The sequence below is a fragment of the Candidatus Binatia bacterium genome (assembly GCA_029243485.1).
Classification (GTDB): Bacteria; Desulfobacterota; Binatia; order UBA12015; family UBA12015; genus VGTG01.
The window spans coordinates 752,564-763,516 of the sequence record JAQWRY010000086.1 but is presented as its reverse complement, the minus strand read 5'-3'; the positions used below and the strand labels follow the sequence as shown (position 1 = coordinate 763,516).

General features: G+C 65.0%; 9 protein-coding genes. 4 read left to right on the top strand and 5 right to left on the bottom strand.

Features of this window, described 5'->3' with window-relative positions; translation table 11 throughout:
- Positions 1-1,083 (bottom strand): MFS transporter (locus P8R42_28360; GenBank protein MDG2308511.1); only part of this gene is annotated, 1,083 nt, incomplete at its 3' end.
- A 119-nt stretch (positions 1,084-1,202) separates the two neighbouring features.
- Positions 1,203-2,270 (bottom strand): phosphotransferase, encoded by a 1,068-nt coding sequence (locus P8R42_28355; protein ID MDG2308510.1) that lies wholly within the window; start codon positions 2,268-2,270, stop codon positions 1,203-1,205.
- Between the two features lie 497 nt (positions 2,271-2,767).
- On the opposite strand from P8R42_28355, the gene P8R42_28350 reads away from it, so the two are divergent.
- A complete protein-coding gene (locus P8R42_28350) occupies positions 2,768-4,042 on the top strand; it encodes a hypothetical protein (protein ID MDG2308509.1) in 1,275 nt (424 codons plus the stop codon).
- Between the two features lie 116 nt (positions 4,043-4,158).
- Here the strand turns inward: P8R42_28350 and P8R42_28345 are convergent, their stop codons facing one another.
- From P8R42_28345 to P8R42_28335, 3 genes are read right to left on the bottom strand one after another with little or no spacing between them, the layout of a single operon-like run.
- The gene (locus tag P8R42_28345; GenBank protein MDG2308508.1) at positions 4,159-4,377 is read right to left on the bottom strand and encodes a hypothetical protein; all 219 of its coding nucleotides are present in this window, start codon (positions 4,375-4,377) and stop codon (positions 4,159-4,161) included.
- Positions 4,378-4,408: 31 nt separating this feature from the next.
- Positions 4,409-6,130: an amidohydrolase gene (locus tag P8R42_28340; protein MDG2308507.1), complete on the bottom strand. Its 1,722-nt coding sequence runs from the start codon at positions 6,128-6,130 to the stop codon at positions 4,409-4,411.
- 60 nt (positions 6,131-6,190) lie between these two features.
- Positions 6,191-7,984, bottom strand: coding sequence for a carbamoyltransferase (locus tag P8R42_28335; protein ID MDG2308506.1), 1,794 nt, complete (start codon positions 7,982-7,984; stop codon positions 6,191-6,193).
- Positions 7,985-8,090: 106 nt separating this feature from the next.
- Here P8R42_28335 and P8R42_28330 point away from each other — a divergent pair, with 106 nt between their 5' ends.
- The 3 genes from P8R42_28330 to P8R42_28320 are packed head-to-tail and all read left to right on the top strand — an operon-like array spanning position 8,091 to position 10,861.
- Entirely contained in the window at positions 8,091-9,770 is a 1,680-nt protein-coding gene (locus tag P8R42_28330) for a class I adenylate-forming enzyme family protein (protein ID MDG2308505.1), read from the top strand.
- A 43-nt stretch (positions 9,771-9,813) separates the two neighbouring features.
- Positions 9,814-10,113, top strand: a complete 300-nt coding sequence (locus P8R42_28325; protein MDG2308504.1) for a hypothetical protein — start codon at positions 9,814-9,816, stop codon at positions 10,111-10,113.
- A 31-nt stretch (positions 10,114-10,144) separates the two neighbouring features.
- The gene (locus P8R42_28320) at positions 10,145-10,861 is read left to right on the top strand and encodes a VTT domain-containing protein (GenBank protein ID MDG2308503.1); all 717 of its coding nucleotides are present in this window, start codon (positions 10,145-10,147) and stop codon (positions 10,859-10,861) included.
- Positions 10,862-10,953 lie beyond the last annotated feature (92 nt).

The following is a 10,953-nucleotide window of genomic DNA, read 5'->3' as shown; positions in this document are numbered from 1 at the left end:
CCGCCCCAGACGATCGCTGAGCCAACCGCCTCCCGGGCGCGCCACGAGGTTCATGAACGCAAAGCCCGAGGCCAACAAGCCGGCGGTCACCGGACTCAGCCCCTCGAAGGTGTCGAGGAAGTACAGGGGCAGCATCGAAACGACGGCCAGCTCCGACCCGAACGTGACGAGGTACGAGACGTCGAGAATCGCGACCTGCTTGAACGAGTAGCGATAGATTCTGGGGACACCCTCGCGCAGCATGTCGGCATTTACTCGGTAGATCTGGCTCACGTGGAACCCGAACAGCGCGACGAGGCCGAGGTAGATCGCTCTCGTGCCCCATTCGGCGAGGAGACCGACTCCGGCCGGTGAGAGCTGCCAGGCCAACACCGCGAGCGCGGCGTACATGGGCACGTTCATGGCGATGTAGAAGTAGAAGTCGCGCCGGCTGGTCACCTCGAGGCCGCCGGTCTTGCGCGGCCTGAAGTACGTCGACCCCTTCGGGGTGTTCCGAACTTCCCAGTAGAACACCCCGGCAAACAGGAGCGTCAGAACGCCGATCGACCCCGCGGCATACCGCCAGCCGTCCTCACCGCCAAAGAATAGAGCCAGGGTCGGGAGCGACAAAGCCGCGGCCGCCGAGCCGAAGTTCCCCCAGCCTCCGTAGATCCCCTCGGCGAGCCCCACCTGACGTGCCGGAAACCACTCGCTGACGAGGCGGATGCCGATCACGAACCCGGCACCCACGAAGCCGAGCGCCAGCCGCGCAAGCGCCAACTCCTCAAAAGAGTCCGCGAGCGCAAACCCGAACGTGAGCCCCCCCGCGGCGATGAGCAGCACGGTGTAGACGGCGCGCGGTCCGTACCGGTCCACGAACATGCCGATGACGATCCGCGCGGGGATCGTCATCGCGACGTTCAAGGTAAGGAGCGCCTTCACCTGAGCATCCGAAAGCGCGAAGGCGTCGCGGAGGTACGCCATGAGCGGCGCGTGACTGAACCACACGACGAACGTGAGGAAGAAGGCTACCCAGGCGAAGTGGAGCGTCCGGACGCTCCCGTCCCGGAGATCCAGAAGATCGATACGGCTGCCGGTCGACATCGCCGAGGCGCGGTTGCAACGGATGTGCCAGCCCCGAACTAACCAGAATTCAAGGGCTGCCCCTTCGCAACGACCCGCGCGTGCTCAGAAAGCGCCCACCGATTGCTCGCGAAGTGATCTCATCCGGGTGCCGTACCCTTGGCCGTGGCCCTCTGGGCCAGCCGCCACGCCGCGTCGGCGATCGCCTTCGCCATCTTGCCCACGTCGGCCGCGTTGTCGGAGCTCGCATTGCCCTGCTTGGCCCGCATCACGATTCCCTGGACGATGGCCGCCATCCGGAACATCGAAAACGCGATGTAGAAGTCGAGGTTCTCAATGCTCGCCCGGCCGGTCCGCTTCGCGTAGGTCGCGGCGTATTCTTGCACCGAGGGGATGCCCTCCGGCACGATGGCCACGCCGCCCACGGCACCACCCGACCCCGGCATGTAGAAGCCCTGGAGGTTGTAGCCCAGGTCGGCGAGCGGATGGCCGATGGTCGAGAGCTCCCAATCGAGGACCGCGACGGCGCGGGGCTCGGTTGGGTGGAAGATCATGTTCTCGAGGCGGTAGTCGCCGTGGGCGATCGCCACTTCGTCGCCGGCGGGAATGTTCTTCGGGAGCCACTCCACCAGAGCATCGAAAGACGGAATCTCGTCGGTCTTCGAAGCCTCGTACTGCTTGATCCAGCGCGCGGTCTGCCGCTCGATGTAGTTGCCGGGCCGACCGTAGCCCTCGAGACCGACCGCCAGATAGTCGACCGAGTGAAGCTTGGCCAGCGTGTCATTCATCGAGTCGTAGATGGCCCCGCGCTCCTCGGGCTCCATGTCCGGCAAAGCCGCGTCGCGGAAGATCCGGCCCTCTACGCACTCCATCACGTAGAACATCTGGCCGATCACTGACTCATCTTCACACAGAACGACCATACGCGGCACCGGCACGTCGGTCGCCGCCAGGGCCTTCATCACCCTGTATTCACGATCGACGGCGTGGGCCGACGGCAGAAGCTTGCCGAGGGGCTTCTTGCGCAGCACGTACTGCTTCTCGCCCGACTCGATCAGGAACGTGGGGTTGGACTGACCGCCTGCGAATTGGCCGACATGGACCTCCCCGGCGAATCCGTCGGCGTTCGCTCGGAGGTAGGAAGTGAGGGCATCTTCATCGAATCGATGGCGCTCCCGTACGGGGCCCACGTCGGCTGGCTTGCTCATGCGGCGCTTCCTACCATGTGGCCCGCCCGGGAACAGCCCATGGCGACCACCTGCGCAGGGACTTCGCGGGGGCTTATGGCATAATTGATTGACGTAGTAGAAGTGACATCGCGCCAGACGGCTGACCCAAGATCCCGGCACCTGCCTTGCGACTCTCTGCGACAGGACTTGTGACCAACAAACCACGATTGGAAACCACTGCCTTTGGCTCGACCACCGTTCGGAACTGGGGCGAGTCCGACACGCGGAAGCGGCCGCGTGCGTCGTTCGACAAAGGTCGCGACACCTCGGCGGTGGCGTCCTGCGGCGCCGCGTGGAGGGCGTCCGGGCTCGTATGCACGATGAGACATCAGCACCCTTTGCCGTTTCGATGAGCCTTCCGCCCCAAACGAGGCAGGTGCCTTAGAGGACGCCCCAGAGAGCCCGATCGGCTCCGCGAAGTTGCACTCTTTCGTATTGACCACATCGAACGCGAGGCCCTATCCCGGAAGGCCGATATGGTTCGCGCCCGCCCACGCCTCCCCCTGCTCCTGGCTGTTGCCGCCCTCCTCTGGGCTCATCCGGGGCTCGCCGTTCCGGAGCCGGAAGGACGCCATCTCGCGACCGAGCACTACCGTCTGTACGTCGAAGGAGACCTCGATCCCGTCGAGACCGGCGCGATGCTCGAGGCCCTACACGCCGAGCTCACCACGTTCTTCGGCAACGCGCCGAGCAACCCGCTACGGATTGAGATCTACGCAACTCAGGATCGGTTCCTCGATGCTCTCCAGCGCGACCGCCAGCCGTTCGAAGGGGGAGGCGGCCTCTACGGGCCGACGTTCGAGAAGGTCTGGCTCTCGATCCAACCAACCGACGCGTACACGCGGCAGCTGATCCTCCACGAGGCTACACATCAGTTCCATTTCCTGGTCGCGACCGGCAACGAGTTCCCGTCGGCGCTCTGGTACACCGAGGGCCTCGCCGAGTTCATGGCCATGGCGAATTGGGACGGGCACGAGCTCGAGGTCGGCGTGATCCCGGCGATTACCGTCGAGGACTACCCGGCGCGCGCCCGCGCACGATTCGTTGAGCTCGGTTGGGATCTCGAGGCCGCTCTCACCGACCGCGTGCGCGCGGGCCAAGCCGGTAGTTGGGCGTTGGTGCACTTTCTCGCAAACCAGGACCTCGGACGCTTCCGTCAGCTGGGCAGACGTCTCGAGCGCCGCGAGCCCCCCGCCGACGCGTTTCGTGCCGTCTACGGCGCAGTCGGGACGACGCTCGTTCGGGACTTCCGCTCGTGGCTCCAGGACAACGAGCAGCCGTGGCAATGGCAGTGGAACTCCTGGCAGCAGCGCGGCGACTGGATCGAGGGCGAGAGCGAAGTGGTCGCCATGTCGACCTTAAAGAACACGCCCCGCCGACTCGAGGTCGAGCTTCAGCCGGTTTCGGGCTACCTCAAGGGCGGGCTGGTCTTCGGTTATCGAGCTCCGGCAGACTTCTACATGATGACCTTGTGGGACGATCGCACCATCCGCGTCGTCCGGCGGCACGGAGACGAGTGGCAATCGATCGACCGCATCGAGATCGATCAGCCCCCCGGCCGCGACGTGCTCAGCGTAGAGCAGACGGCCGCGGGCGTGAAGCTGTCGGCAAACGGGAAGATCGTGAAGGTCCTGAACGCGCCCGGCCAGGTTGGTCTCACCGTCGAAGGCTGCACGGCGCGCTTCCGACCGACGGTCGACCGCGGTGGCGAGGGCTTCGCTCGAGTCGCCGAAGACGCTGCCGCCGGTTGATCAAGGCGCCGCCGCCGAAAGGACGATCTACTTGAGCAGCTTGGACACCATGTCGAACAGCCCGCTCGCGCCTCCGACCGACTCCAGGAGGTTCTCGGACGAACTGTTCTGATCGATCAAGCGTTCGTCGCCCCGCCCTCACCGCGCCAGGACTGGGCGAGGGACGCGAAATCCCCACCGGAGAACTTCTCGATGAGCGCCGGAAGATCGATCTGACCGTCGACTCCGCCTAGAACGGCCCCCAGTGCGGACTGAACGGTCGACGCATCGAGCCCGCCACCTTCGGATCCAAGCTCACTGAGGAAGAGGTCGGTCACCATGTTCCCCAGGTCCATAGGGTCGCTCCCTACTTGGGCACGCTCGGGATTACGAACGGTTCTCGATGGGGTGGGCGCGGCCGCCCAGCACCGTGCCCCAGATCTCGATGTCGCGTAGAGCCTCCGGCTCGACCTCGTACGGGTCGCTCTCGAGCACTGTGAAGTCAGCGCGCTTCCCGACCTCGATCGAGCCGATCTCGTCCTCCAGCCCGAGGCTCCGCGCGGCCTCCAGGGTGACCGCGCGAAGGGCGAGGTCAAGTGGCAGCTTCTGGTCTTCTCCCCAAACGCGGCCATCACTCCCGATACGATTCACCGCAACCCACATGAGTGTCAGAGGCTCGGCGGGGGCCATCGGAAAGTCCGAATGAAACGAGATGGGAACGCCGGCGCGGGCGAGCCCACCCATCGGCGAAATGTCCGCCGCGCGCTCCGGGCCGAGCCCGTGTTCGGCGTAAATCGGGGCCAGTTCGTGGAGGTAGTACGCGTTGTTGGAAACGTCGATGCCGAGAGCTTTCACGCGGGCGTGCTGGTCCTCACGCGCGTAGCCGTAGTGCTCCATCACGATGCGACGGCCCGGCGCGGGATAGGTCCCCTGCTGGCCCATTATTTGATCGAGCACCAGATCCAGGCCGGCGTCACCGTTCACGTGCACGTGAATATCCCAGTCTGCTTGCCAGAACGTATTGAGAACTTCCGCCTGCTCGGCCGGCGTCATCATCCACTCGCCATGGTGGCCGTCGAGGTAAGGCTCGGTCATCTGCATGAGCTGACTGAAGATCGCGCCGTCGGCGTAGTACTTCGCGTGCTTTACCACCCGGATCGAATCGGTCGACGATTCGAGAAGTGCGGACGCCGCGGCCTCCGCGGCGGCCGCGCTGCCTTCTTCGCGCAGGAGGAACATCGCATTCGGGACCAGGACGAAACGGTAGGGCGCGTCCGACCTCCACATCTCGAAACGAAGCGCGAGTCGCTCGGCGAGTGCATTCACCTGCGGAAACCCCTGCTCCGCAACCGTCGTGAGGCCGCCGCGATGAAGAACCTCCGTCATCATCCCGAGGCCCTCGAGGTAGCGCATCGGGGTCGCCAGGATCTGAACGACCGGTGCTCCGAGCGTGAGTGCGCCCGCCTCCCAGAGATGCCCATCCTCCCAGTCCGCCTGCGGGTGCGCCGCGAACTCGTCCTCCCGCATGCCGAGTTCCTCGAGTGCCTTCGTGTTGAAGAACATCTCGTGCACCGATCGCTGCCACACGAAGATCGGCCGCGTGGTCGAAATCTCATCGAGATCACGGCGGGAAAGCGAGCCGTGGTACGGCGCATGGTAGCCCCAGACCAGGAGCCAATCACCGTCCTCCCGGTCGCGATCGAGCTCCCGCAGGCGATCGAGAAACGCTTCGCGTCCCCGAACAGGCGACGTGTGCCCCTTCGGCGTCGCCCACGACATCGCGGACACGATGTCGAGGTTGAGAATCGTCGCTGCGAGCGTCGGGTGGATGTGCGGGTCGATGAAGCCGGGAACGAGGACCTTGTCCGCGAGGCTGTGGTCGATCTCGAGGCTCGCGTCGCCGACCGCCGCGCGGACCTCGGCCAGGGAACCGACCGCGGCAATCCGCCCGTCCACGACCGCCGCCGCAGTCGCCGCGGGGCGCACAGGATCCATCGTGATGATCTTGCGCGCAACGACGATCCGGTCGGGACCGTGCGTGGACCGGAACTGCGAAACGAGCAACGCCACGAGGACGAACAGCCCGGCGACCAACAAGATTCGGCGCATCACTCTCCCAGCCGACCACACAAGCGCTCCGGAAGAAACCCCGTGACGCGCCGGCGACCGCTACGAAACCATGCCGACGACAGAGTCGCCGGAGTGGCGGAGAGTGAAGCGGCTGTCCTCGACGATCTTCTTCTTCGCTTCCTTCTCGACGACGAAGTTGCCGAGGTAGAGCACGTCCATCTCCGAACGGGTGAACGTGTTGAACGCGTTCTTCGGCGTCTCGACGATCGGCTCGCCCTTCAAGTTGAAGCTCGTATTGAGAACGACCGGAACACCGGTCGCTTCGCCGAACTTCTCGATCATGCGGTGATACGACGGGTTCGTATCCTGCCGAACCGTCTGCAGCCGACCCGATCCGTCGACATGCGTGATCGCGGGAATGACCTCGCGCTTGTCCTCGACGACCGGCACTACGTAGAGCATGAACCGCGCGGGGTACTGCTCCATCGCATTCGGGAGCTCGAAGTATTCCTCGCAGCGCTCGGCCAGCACGCTCGGCGCGAAGGGGCGGAACGCCTCGCGGAACTTGATCTTCGCGTTGACGATTTCCTTCATCTCGTTCCGCCGGGGGTCGGCGATGATCGAACGAGCACCTAGCGCGCGCGGCCCCCACTCGAAGCGGCCACGCATCCATCCGCCGACCTTGCCGGAGACGAGATCATCGACGACGCGATCGTAGAACTTCTCATCGTCGTCGATGAACGTGTGCTTCAGATCGTATTCCTTCAAGAAGTCGCCGATCTGGCTCTCGGAGTACTCGCTGCCGAGGTACGCGTGACCGAGAGGGCCAACCCGAGGCTTGCCCAGAAGGTGGTGGTAGCACCACATCGCCGCGCCGATCGCGCCACCGTCGTCGCCCGGCGCGGGCGGAATGTAGACTTGCTCGAAGCCGGCGTCGCGCAGGATCTTGGCGTTCGCAACGGAGTTGAGAGCCACGCCGCCGGACAGACACAGGTTCTTCGAGCCGGTCCGCTTCTGCGCCGCGCTGGCGAGACCAATCATGATCTCTTCGGTGACGGCCTGAATCGATGCGGCGACGTCGCAGTAGTACGGATCGAGCGACTTGTCGCCGAGCGCCGGATCCCGCGGAGGCTTTCCCATGTGCTCGGAGAACTTCGGCGCGAGCGTGTTGTCGGGTGAGTAGTGGAAGGCGAAGTAGTCGAGGTCGAGCCAGTACGAGCCGTCGGACCCGACGTGGACCATCTTCTTGATCTTGTCGACGTACCTCGGCTCGCCGTAGGGCGCCATTCCCATGAGCTTGTACTCGCCCTCGTTCACCTCGAAGCCGCAGTAGGCCGTAAACGCCGAGTACAACAGGCCGAGCGAGTGCGGGAAGCGCGCCTCCTGCTCGATGTCGATCTTGGTGCCGCGGCCCATGCCCACGGTTCCTGTCGACCACTCACCCGCACCGTCGACGGTGATTACGACGGACTCGTCGAACGGCGAGCAGAAGAACGATGCAGCCGCGTGCGACATGTGGTGATCGCAGAACAGGATCTTCTTCGGATCGATTTTCAGCTGATCTTTGATGAGCGGCTTGATCCAGAGCTTGTCGGTCACCCAACGACGCATCGACTCGGTGAACACACGGTGCGAACGCGGAAACGTCGCGAACGAGGTGAGCAACAAGCGCTCGAACTTCACGAAGGGCTTTTCGTAGAAGACAATATGATCGACGTCGTGAATCGATATGCCAGCCCGGTCGAGACAGAACTTGATCGCGAGCATCGGGAAACCACTGTCGTGCTTGACGCGCGAGAAGCGTTCCTCCTCGGCGGCGGCCACAACGACACCATCGGTCACGAGCGCGGCTGCACTGTCGTGATAGTAGAAGGAAAGACCGAGAATATTCATCGCCGAGGGGCCGGGCCGAGCCGTAATTTGCCACGCTACCCGAGGGCTGGCCGGCGGACAAGGAGCGGTTTGGAATCGACGCGAAGCGCTCGGTATAGCCTCGCAGATGGCCACCCCCCAAGAAGTCGACGCTCAGCTCCTCGGCCCCGGCGCGCCGTTCGAAACAACCACCGAACCGGTCCTCGGCGTGCCGACCCAGGTGTTCCGAACACGGAACCCCTCGCTACGAACGTACCTCGAGAACTCCGTGGGCTTCGGGGACGCCGAGTACGCCATCTTCGGCGACCGCCGACTCACCTTTGCCGAGCACGCGCGATCGGTGGCGTCGGTCGCCCAGGCGCTCCAGGAGAAGTACGGCGTCGGCCACGGAGACCGGGTCGCTATCCTCGCGGCGAACTGCCCCGAGTGGCTCATCACGTTCTGGGCCACGACGAGCCTCGGGGCCATCGCGGTCGGCCTGAACGGCTGGTGGACGGGCGACGAAATCCTCTACGGCGTCGGCGACAGCCAGCCGAAGGTCCTGGTCGCGGACCGCAAGAGGCTCGCTCGACTCGACGGAGCCGCCCCCGGCGTACCCGTCGTCGAGATCGAGGCAGAGTTCGCAGCCCTCGAGGCACACGCGCCCGACGCCCCGCTTCCGACGACGCCGATCGCCGAGGACGATGCCGCCATCATCCTCTACACCAGCGGCACGACGGGACGCCCCAAAGGAGCGGTTCAAACCCACCGCAACGTCGTCGCCCTGATCTCCCTCACCACCATGGGCGGCTTGCGCAACCTGATGCTCGCACCACCCGCTCCGGCGGACACGCCCGCCGCACCGCCGACGTGCCTGTACGTGACCAATCCGCTGTTCCACGTCTCGGGCCTCCACACGGCCGCCATCATGTCCATGGCCAATGGTCTGCGATCCGTCTGGAACTTGAATCGCTTTGACGCCGGCGAGACGATGAAGACGATCGAGCGGGAGAAGTGCACCAGCTGGGCAGCGATGAACACAGTCGTCTATCGCGTCTTGAATCACCCCGATTTCGGGAAGTACGACCTGTCGTCGATCCGCCAGCTGGGCGGCGGGGGCGCGCCGACGTCCCCGGAACTCCAGCGGCGGATCCGCGAGGGCTTCCCCGCGCTCGGTGAGTCCGGCGGCTATCTCGGTCACGGATACGGCAGCACCGAGACCGGCGCTCTCGCGACGATGATCGGCGGAGCCGAATGGGAGGAGTTCCCGGAGTCGGTAGGAAGGCCTCTCCCCACAGTCGAGCTCGAGATTCGCGACGAGCACGGAGCGAAGCTCGCGGACGGCGAAGAGGGGGAGATCCTCATCCGAAGCCCACTCCTCATGCTCGGCTACTGGAACCGCCCCGAGGCTACCGCCGACACCATCACCAAGGACCGGTGGCTACGCACGGGTGACGTCGGCCGCATACTCGACGGACGTCTCTACCTCGCCTCGCGGCGGCGCGACCTCATTCTGCGCGCTTCCGAGAACGTCTACCCGGCCGAGATCGAGAACCGCCTCGAAGAGCACCCAGACGTCGCGGAAGTGGCCGTGTTCGGAGTTCCCCATGAGGAACTCGGCCAGGAAGTGAAGGCCGTCGTCGTCCCCTGCGCCGGTCGATCCCTCGACGGGGCAGCCCTCGCATCCTTCGTCGGCGAAACTCTCGCGTACTACAAAGTCCCGGCGCATTGGGACATCCGCACCGAGGCGTTGCCCCGCAATGCCACCGGAAAAGTCCTGAAACAGGTGCTGAGCGGAGAGGCCGAGAGTTCCTTCATCGAGGAGTGAGACTGGACGATTCCCATCACCCGGACATAGAGTTCGGCCTCTGATGCCCGCAACGCGACGCCACCGCCGAAACTCGACCTGCCTGATTGGCAACGCCGCCCCGGGCGTCGCCTCGCTCCACTGCCACTATCTGCTCGACGACCCGGGCCACATCCACAGAACCCTAGGTTCGAACAGCCGATTCCCCGGGCTCTCGAGCCGCGGAGTCACACCGGGAGCATGGCTCGGCGACACCGCGGCCAATTCCGCGGCCGTAGTCGACCTCGTCGAAGAAGGGGATCTCGCCTCACGGTACGGAACAACACTGTTCTCGCACCCCGTCGACGGCACGGGCCCCCCGTAAGCCTGGGCGTTTTACCCCGACGATGCGGAAATTGGCTTCTTCACGTGCGCTGCTCGCACTCCTCGCAATCACGGTCCTCGCATGGATTGCGTGGGCGTGGCTCGACATCCCGAGCGCGCTCACCTGGGCACAGGGCCTGAGCGGCCCGATCCCGGCGCTCTTCCTCGTACCGCTCCAGATCGCGATCTCGCTGTCGTTCTCGCCGATTCCGAGCGACGTCGTGGGGATCGCCCTGTGTGTCGTCTACGGCTTCATGCGAGGGAGTGCGCTCGTTTGGTTCGGGTGGATGATCGCCGCCTGGATCGAGTACACGCTCGTCCGTCGGATCGCCGGTCGGGTCGACGAGAACACGGCGCGGGGGAAACTCCCGGGGTGGCTGAGACACCTTCCCGTCGAGCACCCCGGGTTCCTGATCTGCGGCCGCTGGTTCCCGCTCGGGCCCCATCTCGTGAATAGCGCCGCCGGGGCGGCGCGGATCTCGATCTGGCGCTTCACCTGGACAGCGGCCGTGGGAATCGCCCCCGTGGCGCTTCTCGTCGGGGCCGTGGCCGCCGGGCTGCTGGCAGCCGGCGCGGATGAAGCGGGCCCTCCCGCGCATCCGCCGACCGACCGCCACGGTATCTACCCGGCGATCGGCCGGCCCCCGGAGCCCTTGGCTCCGGCATTCACGCACCCGACAGATTCGCCCGCCCACGAATTCGAAGGAGTGTATGTTCGGCTCTCCAGGAAGTCTAATTCATTGAATTAGATTAGCTATACAGCCAACGCTCCGTGTTTACAAGGGAAATCAGGGGCTGGCGGGCTGGGATCCGGCACCCGAACGAATGCGACGTTGACAGG

Excerpts from the sequence above, each read along its gene's own strand:
- P8R42_28355 (MDG2308510.1), bottom strand. The coding sequence starts at position 2,270 with ATGAGCAAGCCAGCCGACGTGGGCCCCGTACGGGAGCGCCATCGATTC.
- P8R42_28350 (MDG2308509.1), top strand. The coding sequence starts at position 2,768 with ATGGTTCGCGCCCGCCCACGCCTCCCCCTGCTCCTGGCTGTTGCCGCC.
- P8R42_28345 (MDG2308508.1), bottom strand. The coding sequence starts at position 4,377 with ATGGACCTGGGGAACATGGTGACCGACCTCTTCCTCAGTGAGCTTGGA.
- P8R42_28340 (MDG2308507.1), bottom strand. The coding sequence starts at position 6,130 with ATGCGCCGAATCTTGTTGGTCGCCGGGCTGTTCGTCCTCGTGGCGTTG.
- P8R42_28335 (MDG2308506.1), bottom strand. The coding sequence starts at position 7,984 with ATGAATATTCTCGGTCTTTCCTTCTACTATCACGACAGTGCAGCCGCG.
- P8R42_28330 (MDG2308505.1), top strand. The coding sequence starts at position 8,091 with ATGGCCACCCCCCAAGAAGTCGACGCTCAGCTCCTCGGCCCCGGCGCG.
- P8R42_28325 (MDG2308504.1), top strand. The coding sequence starts at position 9,814 with ATGCCCGCAACGCGACGCCACCGCCGAAACTCGACCTGCCTGATTGGC.